We start from the raw sequence: 16998 nt of genomic DNA, 5'->3' as shown, positions 1-16998 counted from the left end.
ATCAGCTATTATAAACCGAGTGATACTTAAGAAAACTTTAGATGCAAACTCACGCATGAAAGATCATTTTACCGATATAATGGTCAGAGTAGAATGAACAACTAAGTTAGCCACACTAAACGTAGCTAATGCAGAGGAAGTATTTCAGATATTGCTGTCCGATAAAACTTTTTGAGTAATAACAATAAAAGTTTTATCGGACAGCAATAAGAAAAATAAGGATTCACCTAGGTTTTCGTCGATATATCCTATATGAGGAATTTCAGATTATTTACGTATTACTTTTTTAAAGATACCAAGAATTCTGTATTCGTCATTCATGTTTAAACAGAAGGACTTGAAGTCTTTATTGAGAGGTATCAGTTCTATGTATTTGTATTTACAACCATCTTCGGTTATATGCTCAGCACGATGGTATTTCTTAATAGTGCAAGCCACATCATCATTATCAGTATTATGAATATTATATGATTCAATAAGCAATATATCACCCTCATGGCTGCCACCAACATTAGATGAAAACGCACAATAATCACCATCGTTAATCATTGGCATCATGCTAGTCCCCATCGCTTTCACAACAAACATTGTATTATCAATATGACTAATGTCATTAGAGACATTAATCCATTGGACATCGTTGAAAGGTATCTCTATTTCATCAAGACCATGACATGCTGCTTTGATAGAAGGATAATAAGGTAGATGTGTAACGAAACGCTGCCCAGCATCAGCTATATCTATTATGCGAGCTTTAATTGGATCATCTAACAGGGAAATATCATCATCTTCATTGACAGGGTTCATGTCCACATCAAATGTGATTTTATGAAGACTAACGTGCTCTTTTGCGCATTCGTTCAGGCATATTTCCACTAACTTCTTTACGCTCGTAGTCCTACGTATAATAGTAGCTGGGGATAAGAATCTATAGTAAGTGCAAACATTTATATTCTTTTGCTTTGCAGCAGAAAAAATCTGATAATATAACGGTGAGCGCAATATTATTCTTGCCATTATGGAGTTTCGTTGCTCCTCTGACAATTCATTATAAACTTTACCTATACATGTAAGGAACCATGTATTATATAGGTCATAAACTAAACCAACTTGCTTTGCCGTTTTAAGCTGATTCTCACCAAACTTTCTTAATGCCCCTACTTTGCGTTCAACTCCATCATTAAGTAATATCTCGGCTACTTCAATAAAAGATACTCCTTTATCATCACACGAATTGAGGGCTTCACACATACGAGTTGTACAAGCCTCAAAAGAACTACATTGGGTAATATCTGAAGCATCTAATCTCTTCATACATAAATGTGTGTTTACATAAAATAGAAACTCTGAATATGGGACACTTATTATAGTACAAATATATGCCATAACATCATCCTTAGGAAAGATATAATTTCTTTCCAACATCTTCTCGTTGATCTCTTTCTCAAACATATAAGAGAAAAAGTCCTTAATTATATTGCTATTTTCCACCAAATGTTTTTTCTAATTTCTTATATATTTTACGAAGAGTATATTTTAGCTGCTCATTTTGGGCAATCTCTTGTTCTATGTCAGCATCGACAATCATGTCCCGAAAGCTCTGAGCTTTCTTATATAAAGAGTCCGTTTTTCCAGTGCTATCAACTCTTTCGCTAGCATTTTCAAGGCTACACTTACCTTCTTTATAATCAACAATCGCTTTTTTAGCAACTTTTCCATCTGTTGTTAATATAGTACCAATTTTTCGAAAATCTTGTGCATTCTCTATTTTACTTTCTTTTATCTGCTTTTTCAGAAAATTTGTTAGATCTAAATCGGGAATCGTTTTCTCGCGTTTTTTTATTTTATTCTCAATTTTTGATAGTTCAAGGTAATGACTCCATTTGTAAGCACTAAGATCGTTATTTTCTACCATGGTTGTATATACAGAAAGGAACTTCTTTACCTCTGAACTTTTCAAACCTAACTCTTCAGCTATAGCATCTATAGGCTTTTTAGATTCTTGTTTCCGCCTATAAAGATAGCCAGCTTGTTCAAATGGATTCCAATCCTTTCGGCCAATAATATGATATTGTCCCAATAAAATAAAAATAGCATTATCGTCCGTGTCGTCAGGTAATACATACGCCCTAATAAGACCCCATTTTATAGGATCTTTAGCAGCTAAGATGCGATACGCAGCAAGACGAGAATTGCCTTCAACTACTACATTCCTACGAACAAAAACAGGATCTGATAATCCTGTTTTCTCAATAGATTGTTTTAATTTTTTTACATGTTCTTGGCGAATCATATAATTTTGGATCTCAGGCTGGTCAGGAGCCCCATCTTTTGTCATGTTAAGCACACTATAAACACGAGGATTTTTGGGATCAAACAATAGGTCATCTTGCTTTAATTCAACTTCCTGAACTTCAATTTCTTTTCCGGTTCCTAATGGTATCTTTTTCATATTCTATTATTTTTTAATCAATTTTTAATATTCCCTTTACTATATCCGCAAAGCTATAATCTGCGATCGAATTATATTCACTTATACCTATATCACCTTGCGCAAGATGTGCAGCATTCTGTTTTGCTTTAAGTAGCATATCTATCCATCTATCAATGCTATTATCAATCATAAGGTTGTAAATGTAGCATTCCTTCTTCTGAGATATACGATGAATTCTATCTTGAGCTTGAAGATAATCATCCAAGTTAAATCCTCTTTCATAGAATATCGCATTATTTGCAACGGTAAGCGTTAATCCTTCCTTGGCTGATTGTGGTGTTGCAAAGAGAATTTGTGCATCTCCATTCTTAAATGCTTCAATAGATTTATTTCTATCTGCTACACTCATTTTACCAGTAATCTTAACAGCATTATACTTCTTATATTTCGCGCATAGTGAGTCAATATTCCCTGTAAAAATAGACCATACTATAGCTTTTTCACTCTTTTGAAGGATATCATTTAATAATTCATCAAGAGCAGTTTCTTTGGCTGACAATCCGAGATACTTATCATCAATCAGTTTAGGATTGGAAGCAACTTGAACTAATCGCAATAATCGTTTAATAGTGGTACTTGATTCATCAAGCACCATAGTGTCTCCATGCGTCAATTCTATTTCCATGTCATTACGTATCTGTTCATACATTTCTTCTTGTAATTTTTCAAAAGGAACAACAACATTTACATATACCTTTGATGGTAAACTTACGATGCTGCTATTCTTAGTCTCCCTAACCGAGAAATCCTTAATCTTTTTAAAGATAGATGCAACAGACTCTTCAAATATTTTTTGTTTTGTTTTCGATAAAGAAAGATCATTTGAGAGATCAGTATTCTTTTTAAATTCTTCAAAGTTGGTACCTAGTGATTTTCCCTGATCAAGAAAATAAATTTGTGCCCATATATCATAAGGACGGTTTGCAACAGGCGTACCAGTCATGATATTTTTAATTTTAAATAAGGGAGCCAACTCAAAGAAGTCTTGTGTCAGCTTTGATTCAGGATTTTTAATTTTAGTAGATTCATCAATAACTATAGCAACATTACGTGATTCTAGAAATAGCTTTAATCTGTCCTTTTCTCCTGATATTGTTTCAAAATTCGTAATTATAACTTTAGCAGGACTATTTAAAATATAAAAGTTACTGCCTTTATTGCTATCCATTATTTTAGGTCTTAAATGAGTATGAACGCCAAACTCATTATACCAATTTTGTACTAATGTCTTTTTTGTTACAATTAGAACAGTATCTATATCTTTATACTGAAGCCAATAAAGAAGCAAGTCTATGGCAATTTTTGTTTTACCAAGACCTTGTTCATGAAATATAGCAGAATAGGATTTATCCTTAAGCTCTAAGAATGCTTCATGCTGATACGGAAAAGCATCATATTGAGCACTATAGTTATAATATGAACTTGAAATTATCTTCCTCATATCGTTACTTCTCTATCAAAATCATCAATAATATGAATTGTAATATCCTTTATGTTATTTGACCTTTTGTATCGTATAAAATAATTCTTCAATGACGGAAATGAATACATAGATGAACATAGAATTAAATGTTTTTCTCGAGATTGTAATCTGAGATAATCAATGTAAGCATTTATTTGCTTTTTAGTATGATTATTAGAAATATCGCCTTCTGTCTTTGCTTCACCTATTATAGAAAGTTCACGTGTAGTATAGCTCACATCTGGAACAGCTAAGCCAACAACTTGTGATGGTCTATATTCACTATCAGGAGAGTCTACATTTAATAAACACATATCAATGTGAGGGAATGATTTCTCTATATAAGAAACTATCATCTTTACATAATTCATATGTATTCTAGATTCAGGCATTTTTTATAGAATCTATGTCAGACAAAGTATCATTCAAAACCTCTGATAGAGATTCCATCATATTATACTTAGACTCATAAGCTGCAGTATCCGCATTTGCCAAGCCTTTTATTTCCTTAAACTCTATCTTCTCAAATCTCTTGATAAGCTCTTGGCATAAAGCCTCATATGAAACAGTAGACAAGTTAATTTTGGAATCTACTTCATTTACAGCCAAAACTTTTTCTGCCTCAGATAAGTTTTTCTTAAGAAATACCGCCTTTGCATCTTTATCTTTTAATACTCGAGGAATGATACGCACTTTTTGAGCCACATCTACATTGCCTTCGGCAACCCATTTTGCAAAGTCATTATCATTAAAATCATTTATTGCTACAGCTTGTTTAATGCTGCTTTTATTGTATTCTACAAACTTTGAATATTCTCTGGGATCAGGATCATAAGCATGCTTATTTACGTATGGCAAATATGATTCTTGCATAATATTATATGCTTCAATCGAATTCTGTATGCTACTAGTATTACCACCACACATAGATATGATAGTATTCATAGGAATATGTTCAACCTCGCTTAATTGGTGAAGGTATTTTGCTTTTGAATATGGATCCCAATCTCTCGGTCCGACAAGATGAGATTGAAGTCTTATTTTATGCTTTTCATTTTGTGTTAGCCTATCGTAAACCAATGCTACAATTTTATCCCATGGGCCTTCAGGGTCGCTTTTATGAAAATCCTTATATATCTGTAAACGGGTATTACCTTCAATTACAATATATCTGCCATCAGGCTCTTTATTTACTACTATTGGATGAATTATCCCTTTACTAACCTTTATAGACTCTTTTAAGGCTCTATACGTAGTTGAAGATTCCCCACAACCTGATAGAGCCAATGCTATTTGTTTTGCAGTTATCACGCCATCATAAATCTCTAGAAATTGTTTAATTCTAGGATTTTCCTTGTCTAATTCTATAGAATCAATTGGTAGTACTAGTAACTCTGAATTTTCCATATATTATTATTATTTAGTTATTTCTTTCCCATAATGACGGTTCTATCATTTCTCTGAATGATAGGTTAAAAAAGCTAAGAAACAAGTCCTTATGTTCTTTATGCTGCTCTAGAAAATCATGAACGGTTTGAAGGGTTCTACAAATCTTCTTGTCACTGTAGTAACCATTTTTAAAATCATCCAAGAACTCCTCGTATGTTTTCAATCTATCATGCTTGATACCCAATCTATGCTCCTCCCAGTAAGTCTGATTTTTATAGCAATATTGCCAGAAAGATAGATTACGGTAGAAGCCAGGTTGATTGCACCATCTTGCAATCTGGATATAAATATTTGGCATTGGTGAACTTTTATAGTCTTCATGCCTCATAATATATCCCAAGCATCCATAATTCATTAGAATCTTGATACGCATAAAAATTCTCGCAATGTCTTGCTGGAATGATTTATCATCATTTAAAGTTTGTTTGAATCCACAGAAGAGATAAAACTTTGTTTCCCTTTTGGGACAGTGAAACTTCCATATTTTCAAAGCCCTAACAATTAGCTTTCTATCAAACCAATTATCGAATGCAAAAATAAAATCACCATGGTAATTAGAACTAGCTAACATCTTTGCCATCTCTTCCCCATGCTTGCTTTGAGCAAGAATACGTTCGTCAAGACCTTGGCGAAATTGAAAAGGACGACCAGTATTTATAAGTGCTAGCAGCAATTCCTTCCAATATCGAGAAGCTAGAAAGTTATCATCCCATAAATATATATATGGTCTTTTTAGTTTCCCCGTATTCTCATCCTTCTCGTTATCAAGAAAATCATCTAGTTTAGAATAGGGCAAAGTGATATGCTCCATCTTATTCACACAAAAAGGACAACGGCGAAAACAGCCTCTTGTTAGGAAGCCTATAGAATATTTTTTATAGTCTTTATAGTAATTCTTAGATTTTCTGGTCATCTCCATCACTCCAACAAAATCATCATACAAATGATAATCTGGCATTTGTGTACGCATATTGATTCCGTTATGAGGCAAGGACTGTAAATACTTATCTTTTTCCAAATTTTCCATATCCGCTGCTCTCTTTTCTATAAAACCGTCCTCTACAGAAAGATTAGCATAACTTCCCGTCCCACCCATAACCACTCGTTTTTTCAACTTTTTGTCGCACATAAGATAAGACAAAAGCGCTGGTGGATTGTCACGTGTAAATGTAAATACACATGATACGTATATATAGTCAAATGATTGTAGTTTTTCAAAATTACAATCATTAGTCAATAATTCATATGTGCTTTCACATTCAAGCTCCATATCTTCATTATTACGTTTGAATCCATTATCTCGAAAATATCCAGCGATTTTTAGCAATGCTAAATTCGGATGGCGTGTACCATTGCAGAGCAAATCCGCATCTACCAGACCTATTTTATGTATTTTCTTCTTTCTATTTGGCATAATCAAGCAATCTTCTTATATTCCTTTTTTGGAACACAAACTAACAAGTTCTGATTTACCAATATCAGAATATCATTTTCTGTTGACCAATTGACGAGTTCATCTAAACAATTGTAATGAATCTGATTAGTTGTAAGATCTATATTCGTTGTCATAATATTATCTTTTGACTACAAAATTACAAAAAGTTGTTTTGATCACATAAAAAATATGTATATTTTTTAAAAATATGCTAAATAATCAAGAAAGTGGCAGTAAGATTCCCATCTCACTCAATACAAATATCAATAATGCACGACCTTATAGTTTACTTATTATCTTCTCAATATTGCCAATCATATAGAATGGGATATTTACAAGACGGAAAGACTTCTTACCTATAGCTGTTTGAACATCATCAACAGAATATGGACCAGACCAAACTCTGATTCCAATATCAATTGGTGATTGGTCTATAAACGAATGAATAGAACGCAAGTGGGAATTGCGACCGCTCTTCACCTCTATTGGAAAAAGATGTGAATCAAATGTTAGCACAAAATCGACTTCAGCAGAGGAATTTCCCTTTAACCAAAACTGACGACGTTGACTCACTTTATCGCTCAGAGTAAGAAGTTCCTGAGCTACGACCTGCTCTGCCAAATGTCCACGCCATACATCAAGTATGTCATTAGCACCTATCAGCTCACGCCTAACTCCAGCCTGATAGTTTGTAAGACCTGTATCAAGCATGATTACTTTAGGCTGACGTTTCTCTTCACCCAATGCAGGTATAGTTACTGATGTTGTAGGGTAAACAAGCTCTAAGAGCATAGCTTTCTGAAGTAATCTGAAAGCTTCACCAACCTCACGAGCCTTATAAGCTGAGTCGGCAAATCCTCCCAGCGTTACAGCCTGACCAGCTTTAGTCCAAGATGTACTGATTAGAAAGCGAACGACTTCTGCCAGTTTACCACTTTGAACATATTTCTCTACATCGTCTTTATATCCTTGTAACAAACTCTCATAGATATCATCAAGAGCTAACACATCACGCGTATTAGCATATTCCTGTACCGCTTCAGGCATTCCTCCAACAATGGTGTATTGGTTGAATAGTGACATTAGTTCATAATGCACAGCTACACTTTGTTCTGGATGATCTATGAAATATCTAAGATTATTCTTGCCTAAAGCTGTGAGAAATTCATAGAACGAACATGGGCGCAGGGCCATATAATCAACTCGACCTACAGGAAAAGACACCTTCACGTCTACCACATTCTCAAGAAGAGAACCAGCCGATATGACATGAATATCCGGACGCTTCTCCTTGAAATAACGAAGAAGTGATATAGTTTGAGGTGAACTCTGTATCTCATCTATGAAAAGCAAAGTGCTACCTTCTTTCTTTCTCATACCTAGACGAGCAAAGAGAGAATCAATAAGGTCATCGAGCGGAATATTTCGTTCGAAAAGCACCCTATCACCATCTACATCAAGGTTAAAATAAAGATAATTGTCGAATTCCTTACCGAATGCATCAATTACGGTAGTTTTACCTACCTGACGTGCACCACGCAATACCAAAGGTTTGCGATTACTTTTTTCCTTCCATTGACGTAAATGCGTCATTATTTGTCTTTCAAACATAAGCGATATATCTTAAGATTCATGCTAAAACAATTTTGCAAACGAGCACAAAACGAACCTGTTTGGATTTTGTCGAGTGCTGCTAAATCTTATGCAAAGATAATCAATTGTTTCAAAACATAGGATACATTTAACCATATTTGTTTCAAAACATAGGATACAAACACTGTTTTTTGTTCCAAAATGGAGGATACATCAATAATTACCTGCTTCAAAATGAACTTAGGGAGTGTCCCCACGCTTTTATTTTTTTTAGCTACGTAGCTACGTCATCGCTTGAATCGCCTTTAAACAAAGCAATCAGCGATGAAGAAGTATGTATTTAAGCTACGACAAGCTACGTTCTAGCTACGTCATAAATTGCGTTATTACGATGAAACGCAAAATAAGAGGTAATATTAAAGTGATTTTATATAAACATTTAGCTCTGCTATTTTTATTTTACCTATAAGAATAACTGTATAAAATACTCTTATGCATTGTGCAATTCTTGATGTTTTTTAAGTTGCTTATTAAGCAGGGTACAAATATCCTTGGGTTTCATCGTCATATTAGATGCATTGAGACTACCTACCGCACCAATCTTATAAAGATTGAACTTAATAAGTAGCCGTTTTACAACATTTGATTTATTGACAATTTTACGATAACCTGAAGGTTTATATATGATGGCTATCAACTTGTTACTATTCATGCTACGAATTTGAAAGACATCAACATCTTCAAACATTACATCTTTATAAACATTCCTCAATGGAACATGCATTTTTACTCTATCATCGCAAATTTCCAATGCTGGTATTTGGCGAATACGAGAGTTGATGCAATAAATAAACATGAGTAATCCAACTAGAACCAAAATAGTACCAAAAACGCCCATAATCAAATCTGTAAAACTTGACCATTGCTCAGCATTGGCCACAATTACTCCATAAAATCCCATGAGCGCACAAAAAAGTGCAATCATAATCATTTTCCAACTATAATAAATTTTATAAGTTTTATTTTCCATTCGAATTTAAATATATACTTAGCTTAAGTGTTTTTGTTTTAACCTATATGAATTACACCATAGAGCAACGCTGATTAATATTTTAATCCAAAATATTACAGTATGGTAATCATAATCACTAAAAAAGCATGCTTGTAGAAGTAATACTATACCTAAACTAGCAAACCTTCTAGAAAGATAATTCGAGTTATTAATTACAGTCATGTGTCTTTTCGTATTAATTTGTTCTAACAATCATCAAACTGGTTTTACTGTGTATCCTTGATTACGAAGCATCTTGATGATAGAATACTCTCCCATCATGTGCCTACAACCAAATGCAAATAAACAAGAATGGTTGGTCATGTTTTTTTCGATAATTGGAACCCATTTTTTATTTCTGTCACGTAGTAATATTTCTTTTTCCTCTTTAGATTCTTGAATTGGTGATTTATCAAAATAACTTTCCATTTTATAATAATCATTTTCTAAATATAAATTAGTTAATTCTTGTAGAGGGTGATCAGGCATTAAATTTAATGCATGTATACATTCATAAAGAACTATAACTTGTTTCTTTAAAGAGAGTGTATCTAGACCATTGCCGACATTCATAGATAAATGAAGAAGAGACAACTGGACTATATCATCATCTAAAGCTATAATTTTAGCTTTAGTTTTGATAACTTCGTCATATAAAACCTTATCTACCATTTGTATGCCAGCTCTTTGCTTTACAAATTCCGATAAAGCTATTCGTGAAACCCAATAACTTGGTTTCTTTTTCCAATATTCTGTATCAAACATCTTATCGGCTAAGTATTTATCAATTTCTCGAAATTCGGCTAGGCTGTCACAAAGACGCTTATAATAAACTCCACGTGGCATCAAATACTTAGGATCTGGATTTCTTATCCATTTATAAAACAACATATCTGCTGCTTTGTTATGCTTTGGCTTTGGTTCCATCGTTGATTCAAAACCAATAACGTCCGCTTTTTGAAAAACATCTGCAAGTCCTTTAAATTTAAAAATCTCTTCTTTTGTAAAGTTATAACCATCTCCGTGACATGTTCCAAACAAGTAGGATTTCTTCGTTAATCCGTTACCACTTATTTCCCAAAGAAAACCAGTCTTATTGGACAACGTATCTGTATTAGTGTTCAAGTTAGTTTGAGCAAATAAGTTGTTTGATATCATTACTAAAATGATTATAAAACACTTTCTAAAAAACATATTCATAATTTTAGGTATATAAGAATTAAATTTTATCTACAATATTAGCATTAATAATCGGTTGTGATTATAACTTTCAAGTACTATGCACATGCTGAGTTAAAGGAAGTATAGCGGTAAACTTTGTAAGTATGTTCATGGTCTTGTTAAAGTCATTCTAAATTGAGGGCAATATAATTACCCAGATACAACTAAAGGTTGTGGGAGAAATATTTTTCTCCAAAACATTGAGCAAACTAAATAGTTCAAAGACTTTTCCACTACCCTGAGAGAAGTGATAATCATCATATTGTCTTTCAAGTTCATCATAAGTTGTTTCTTCAGGTTTACTTTTTCAGCAGTTAATTCGTTAACTAATAATACATTAGCAATATCTATGATAGTAAAGAATTTACTATTAAAGTATTATGAAATACAAAGGTAATATATATTTTTTAATAAACCCATTAAATTAAATGTTTTTTATCTACAAAAATACGTGACTAGAATCACGCTAAATATAGCGACTGTGTAATGACTAGTAATAACGTTTGATCGTAGGAATGGAAACTTTATATCGTAGAAACGGAAACGTTTGATCGATGAAACGTAAACTTTATATCGTAGAAACGAAAACGTTTGATCGATGTAACGCAAACTTTATGTCGTAGAAACGAAAACGTTTGATCGTAGAAACGCATTTCGTAAATATAAAATGCAGATTCATGATTTGAAAATCTGAAATTATCCAACACGAAACCTTACTTTTTATTAAGTTAATGTTATGAATTATAGCTTATATATATCCCTAAATATCAAATTCTCCACATAGGTTTTTCGAAAACGCAAGCGTCTAAGTGACTTTTTACTGATTATCAGTAAGTTATAGTACTTTTTCGTATTATTGTAGTGGCAACGATATGTCACATATAATAAATCAGCTATAAATAAAATCATAATTTGCATTACATCGTAGAAACGCAAGTTTTGCCGACTCTTGCATGTAACTAGTCATTATCAGGAACGGCTTGTAATTAACTGATAGTCAGCGAGTCGACACTTAGACACTAAAAAAGACGAAAAACCCGTAGTGCGCGTGCGTGCGTACATTATATATAATTGATACTACATTTTTATGTTCATACATCTTGTTTGTTACAAAATCACCTCTTGTTTTACTTCAAACAGTCATTACTATATAGAAACACTCTTCAATGACGTAGCTAGAACGTTGTCTATCGTAGCTAAATGGTCTGCTTAACTTCTACAATTCTCTTTGTTTAAAGGCTATTGAAGCTATAACGTAGCTTACGTAGCTAAAAATTAAATAGCATAAGGGAAGGCTTTGATAACTTAGGGAGGAGACTACATAAATACCAAACCTAATTTTATTTTGTATTGTCTTCGACTTGTATACTTTAACTACGTTGAAGGTAAGGCTGCACTCGGGAGAGCCCAAATTAAAACCAGTTTTAATTTGGACTTTCCACTCGTTTGCACTACCTTTAAATAAGGTAGGCTACGCCGAAACAAATTTCGACGAACCGAAATATAACCAAATTTATTTGAGGTATATTGAGGTGAGGATGAAATTCACATGATGTAATAAAAATAAAAAAGCATTTTTATTTTGTATTGTCTTCGACTTGCATACTTTAACTACGTTGAAAGTAGGCTGCACTCGGGAAAATTAAAATTAAAACAAGTTTTAATTTTGCTTTTCCGCTCGTTTGCACTACCTTTGTCACAAAAAGAGGAATATGAAATATAAAATGATTGTACTCGACTTGGACGGTACTTTGACTAACGAGAAAAAGAAGATTACTCCGAAGACAAAGGAAGCTCTGATGCGTGCACAAGAAAACGGAATCAAAGTTGTTTTGGCTTCAGGAAGACCTACGTATGGCATTACTGCCCTAGCAGATGAACTGAACCTGAAAGAATATGGTGGTTACATATTGGCTTTCAATGGTGGAAAGATTATTAGCTGCAAAGATATGAATGTGGTCTTTGAACAAATCCTTGACGAGAACCTTGTTCCAAAGCTATACGAAGCTGCTACAAATAACAATATGCCTATTCTTACATATCAAGGAGAAAGCATCGCTACTAGCAAAAAAGATGATCAATATGTTGCTTACGAGGCTTTTATAAACCAAATGCCTGTTATACAATATGATGACTTTCTTGGACAGGTTGTTTACCCGATTAACAAATGCCTTATCGTGGGAGAACCTACCCTACTTCACGAACTGGAATTAAAACTGGCAAAGGAAGTTGAAGGTAAGATGAATATATATCGTTCGGCTACCTGCTTCCTTGAATGTGTGCCTCTAGGAATAGATAAAGCTAAATCACTCGATAGGCTTATCAAAACGCTTGATATCAATAAAGAAGAGATTATTGCTTGCGGTGACGGATACAACGACCTTAGCATGATTGAATTTGCTGGTCTTGGTGTTGCTATGGCAAATGCAGCTGAAGATATACAAGCCAAGGCAGACTTTATTACTTATTCCAACGAGGAAGATGGTGTGGCACATGTTATTGATAAATTCATATTTGGTGAATAGTGCACTATACAATATATAAAAAGGCGAGTGTAGAACTCGCCTTTTTTAGTTTATTGAATTTGTACAAAACTGTATTTATCTATTTCAACTTTCACACCTTTTGGTATTTTAGGAGTTTGCCATGTACCGTCGAGAACCAATATTTTATAAGTTCGTCCGGGATGTAAAGCATTTATTGCATCCTGTAAAGTGAGATAATTTCCACGACCTTGTGTAGACACAACAGAATCATAATGTCTAATGTAAGGTTTGAGTTCTGGAATAACCTCACCAATTGCATCTACCAATGCTCCGGCAACAACTCTTGCACCATATATATTATAATGTGTATTGTCTTTCCTTCCTTTTGGAATAGCAGCACACTCATCAGGTTTCAACCACATGTGAAGATAACGACTACCCTGTATGCCATATTGTTGCTCAATCCTTGTTGTTATGGCATTGGCATCAACATAAACTACATTTAGTCTACGAGCCACATTAGAGGCCGATAGCCTGTATTTTCCGTGAGTGTCGACAAGTGTATCACTATTTATCTTTTCATCGCCATAGGCAACGCTGCGCAAAGCCTCATCTTCAGTAACCGTGTCGACGACATTATAAAAAGATCTGCGTGCAACAGGACTCATCAATATTGGTGTAGCACCCTTTGCTCTTGTCTCATTAACATATCGTTCCAAGTTTGCATCAAATGTAGTGCCTGGATCTGTATGACGATCAGGTGAAGGCTTTGAATCATTATGTCCGAACTGAATAACAACGTAATCCCCAGGTTTGAGTTCGTCAAGCACCTTCTGCCATCTTCCCTCATCAATGAAACTCTTGCTTGAACGACCGTTAACAGCATGATTGCTCACTGCAACATCTTCAGTGAAGAATCCTTGCAATACCATGCCCCAACCACGTTCAGGGTTGTTTTGGAAATCGCGTTTCTCAGCAGCAGTAGAGTCACCTATGATATATATAACAGGATGATGATTGTCTGCCGATATCATCAGCATAAGAATAGCAAAAAATAATAATAATCTTATGATTCGTTTCATAGTATACAGTTTGTTTAAAAAGTATGGGTAGCGGAAAGAATCCACTACCCATTATTTTATGTAATCAAATTATTTAGTTACAATAGCGATAAGTTCATCAGGAGTAACCATAGTTTGCTCTCCTGTCGCCATGTTCTTGAGAGTCAATTTACCCTCATTGATTTCATTCTCACCAGCAAGCGCAACAAAAGGAATATTCTTCGCATTTGCATAGCCCATCTGCTTCTTCATCTTTGCGCTATCAGGATACATCTCTGTTCTGATACCAGCCTTACGAGCCTTTGTTACAGAAGGCAGACAATAGTCTGTTTCCTTCTCACCAAAGTTAATGAAAAGAAGTTGGGTTGAGTTTACTGCTTCCTTAGGATATAAGTCAAGTTCATTCAAGACATCATATATTCTGTCTGCGCCGAAAGAAATACCCACACCGCTAAGTCCCGGCATACCGAATATACCAGTAAGGTTGTCATATCGTCCACCACCAGTGATACTTCCCATAGGAGTATCAAGAGCTTTAACCTCGAATATGGCACCAGTGTAGTAATTCAAACCACGGGCAAGAGTAAGATCCAACTCAATTTCATTATCAAGACCAGTCTTCTCTAATGCATCAAGAATAAAACGAGTTTCCTCAACACCTTTGACTCCGACCTCTGAATCTGCAAGAATCTTAGCTATAACATCAAGCTTCTCACTATTAGAGCCACTCAAAGAAATTATAGGCTGCAACTTCTCAATAGCCTCATCTGAAATACCATCCTCTTTAAGTTCGGCATTTACACTCTCAAGTCCAATCTTATCCAACTTGTCTATGGCTACAGTGATATCAACTATCTTGTCAGCCTCACCGATGATTTCTGCTATACCTGTAAGAATCTTGCGGTTGTTGATCTTTATCTGAACTCTTACGCCGAATTTAGTAAATACAGTATCTACAATCTGCATCAATTCAACCTCATTAAGAAGAGAATCTGAACCTACAACATCAGCATCACACTGATAGAATTCACGATATCTGCCCTTCTGAGGACGATCAGCACGCCATACTGGCTGAATCTGATAACGCTTGAAAGGTAGTTGCAATTCTTCACGATGCATAACCACATAACGTGCGAAAGGAACTGTCAAGTCGTAGCGCAATCCCTTTTCACAAAGTTTTGCTGCCAGATGAAGTGAATTTTTCTCGCGCAATTCATCATCTGATACCTTATTCATGAAGTCACCTGAATTAAGCACCTTGAAAAGCAACTTATCACCCTCTTCTCCATATTTTCCCATAAGAGTCTGGAGAGTTTCCATTGCTGGTGTTTCTATCTGCTGAAAACCATAAAGGGCGTAAACGTCCTTTATGGTATTAAAAATATAATTTCTCTTAGCCATTTCCATAGGCCCGAAGTCACGGGTTCCCTTTGGAATGGAAGGTTTCTGTGCCATATAATATTTATTTATAATACAATTGTCTGATCTCTGTCAGGACCTATTGAAACTACCTTAATAGGAGTTTCGAGGAACTCTGCAAGGAACTTGATATAATTAGCGAATGCTTCTGGGAATTGCTTCTTATCAGTAAACTTAGTCATATCTGTCTTCCAACCTGGAAGTTCCTTGTATACAGGTGTTACATCATCAATCTCGTATGGTAATTCTTCTGTTACTGTACCGTCAGGCAACTTGTAACCAACGCATGCCTTGATCGTATCGAAAGTATCAAGAACATCGCTCTTCATAAGAATAAGCTTTGTTACACCATTGATCATGATTGAATAGCGTAGCTGAATCAAGTCAACCCAACCACAACGACGCTCACGACCCGTAACAGCACCATACTCATGACCAAGGTCACGGATAGTCTTGCCTGTCTCGTCGAAAAGTTCTGTTGGGAATGGTCCTGCACCAACACGTGTGCAATAAGCCTTCATGATACCATAAACATCGCCGATTCTATTAGGGCCTATACCAAGACCGATGCAAGCACCTGCACAAATAGTATTTGATGATGTTACAAAAGGATAAGAACCAAAGTCAACATCAAGCATTGTGCCCTGAGCACCTTCGCAAAGGATGTTCTTGCCAGAACGCAATATATTGTTGATTTCATGCTCTGAATCTACGAATTGGAACTGACGCATATACTCAATGCCCTGCATCCACTTCTTCTCAACTTCCTCAAATCCTTCAAAATCGTCCCATCCAAGAGCCTTAAGCATTTGCATGTGACGCTCTTTATGAGCTGCATATTTCTCTTCGAAGTTGTCAAGAACATCACCTACACGGAGTCCGTTACGACTTACCTTATCGGTATATGTAGGACCAATGCCCTTACCGGTTGTGCCAACCTTATCCTTACCCTTGGCTGCCTCGTAAGCGCGATCAAGAATACGATGTGTAGGCATGATTAGATGAGCCTTCTTAGAAATGTGCAGACGATCTTTCAAAGGATGACCGCTCTTTTCCAAGTCTACGGCTTCATCCATAAACAAATCAGGAGCCAAGACTACACCGTTACCGATGATATTCACTTTACCACCCTGGAAGATTCCAGAAGGGATAGAACGGAGAACATATTTCTCTCCTTCGAATTCAAGTGTATGACCAGCATTAGGACCACCCTGAAAACGTGCTACTACATCATAGTTTGGCGTTAAGACGTCAACTACCTTACCTTTACCTTCATCGCCCCACTGGAGACCGAGCAGGACATCAACTTTTCCTGTTGTGTTCATTT

13 protein-coding genes are annotated in these 16998 nt (G+C 35.1%); 1 reads left to right on the top strand and 12 read right to left on the bottom strand.

From position 1 onward, the window contains the following. Window positions 1-267 precede the first annotated feature (267 nt). The 9 genes from HEQ28_RS02960 to HEQ28_RS02920 all read right to left on the bottom strand — a co-directional run bounded on the left by HEQ28_RS02960 (window position 268) and on the right by HEQ28_RS02920 (window position 10642). On the bottom strand, window positions 268-1314 hold the full coding sequence (locus tag HEQ28_RS02960) for a LexA family protein (protein ID WP_434503696.1): 1047 nt from the start codon (window positions 1312-1314) through the stop codon (window positions 268-270). A 166-nt stretch (window positions 1315-1480) separates the two neighbouring features. After that, window positions 1481-2452 carry a ParB/RepB/Spo0J family partition protein gene (locus HEQ28_RS02955; protein WP_434503695.1) on the bottom strand — a complete coding sequence of 324 codons (972 nt, stop codon included), beginning with the start codon at window positions 2450-2452 and terminating at the stop codon, window positions 1481-1483. 13 nt (window positions 2453-2465) lie between these two features. Further along, the gene (locus tag HEQ28_RS02950; protein WP_434503694.1) at window positions 2466-3935 is read right to left on the bottom strand and encodes a DEAD/DEAH box helicase; all 1470 of its coding nucleotides are present in this window, start codon (window positions 3933-3935) and stop codon (window positions 2466-2468) included. Next, the gene (locus HEQ28_RS02945; RefSeq protein ID WP_434503693.1) at window positions 3932-4348 is read right to left on the bottom strand and encodes a hypothetical protein; all 417 of its coding nucleotides are present in this window, start codon (window positions 4346-4348) and stop codon (window positions 3932-3934) included. The genes HEQ28_RS02950 and HEQ28_RS02945 overlap by 4 nt, the downstream gene beginning before the upstream one ends. Beyond that, window positions 4341-5363 carry a ParB/RepB/Spo0J family partition protein gene (locus tag HEQ28_RS02940; protein WP_434503692.1) on the bottom strand — a complete coding sequence of 341 codons (1023 nt, stop codon included), beginning with the start codon at window positions 5361-5363 and terminating at the stop codon, window positions 4341-4343. The genes HEQ28_RS02945 and HEQ28_RS02940 overlap by 8 nt, the downstream gene beginning before the upstream one ends. Window positions 5364-5376: 13 nt before the next feature. Further along, a complete protein-coding gene (locus HEQ28_RS02935; RefSeq protein WP_434503691.1) occupies window positions 5377-6819 on the bottom strand; it encodes a hypothetical protein in 1443 nt (480 codons plus the stop codon). Between the two features lie 300 nt (window positions 6820-7119). Next, window positions 7120-8451, bottom strand: coding sequence for an ATP-binding protein (locus HEQ28_RS02930; protein WP_434503690.1), 1332 nt, complete (start codon window positions 8449-8451; stop codon window positions 7120-7122). Between the two features lie 472 nt (window positions 8452-8923). Next, window positions 8924-9463, bottom strand: a complete 540-nt coding sequence (locus HEQ28_RS02925) for an STM3941 family protein (RefSeq protein WP_434503689.1) — start codon at window positions 9461-9463, stop codon at window positions 8924-8926. A gap of 237 nt (window positions 9464-9700) precedes the next feature. Continuing rightward, window positions 9701-10642: a TraB/GumN family protein gene (locus HEQ28_RS02920; RefSeq protein WP_434503688.1), complete on the bottom strand. Its 942-nt coding sequence runs from the start codon at window positions 10640-10642 to the stop codon at window positions 9701-9703. A 1775-nt stretch (window positions 10643-12417) separates the two neighbouring features. Here HEQ28_RS02920 and HEQ28_RS02915 point away from each other — a divergent pair. Continuing rightward, window positions 12418-13230 carry a Cof-type HAD-IIB family hydrolase gene (locus HEQ28_RS02915; RefSeq protein WP_434503687.1) on the top strand — a complete coding sequence of 271 codons (813 nt, stop codon included), beginning with the start codon at window positions 12418-12420 and terminating at the stop codon, window positions 13228-13230. A 50-nt stretch (window positions 13231-13280) separates the two neighbouring features. On the opposite strand, the gene HEQ28_RS02910 is transcribed toward HEQ28_RS02915, so the two are convergent. The 3 genes from HEQ28_RS02910 to HEQ28_RS02900 form a co-directional block, all read right to left on the bottom strand. Then, entirely contained in the window at window positions 13281-14273 is a 993-nt protein-coding gene (locus HEQ28_RS02910; RefSeq protein ID WP_434503686.1) for a rhamnogalacturonan acetylesterase, read from the bottom strand. 69 nt (window positions 14274-14342) lie between these two features. Continuing rightward, window positions 14343-15707 (bottom strand): histidine--tRNA ligase, encoded by a 1365-nt coding sequence (gene hisS, locus HEQ28_RS02905; RefSeq protein WP_434503685.1) that lies wholly within the window; start codon window positions 15705-15707, stop codon window positions 14343-14345. 11 nt (window positions 15708-15718) lie between these two features. Continuing rightward, entirely contained in the window at window positions 15719-16996 is a 1278-nt protein-coding gene (locus HEQ28_RS02900; RefSeq protein WP_434503684.1) for an adenylosuccinate synthase, read from the bottom strand. Between the last annotated feature and the right edge of the window lie 2 nt (window positions 16997-16998).

It is taken from the genome of Prevotella sp., assembly GCF_051059605.1.
Taxonomy (GTDB): domain Bacteria; phylum Bacteroidota; class Bacteroidia; order Bacteroidales; family Bacteroidaceae; genus Prevotella.
This window is presented reverse-complemented; position numbering and strand designations above follow the sequence as displayed.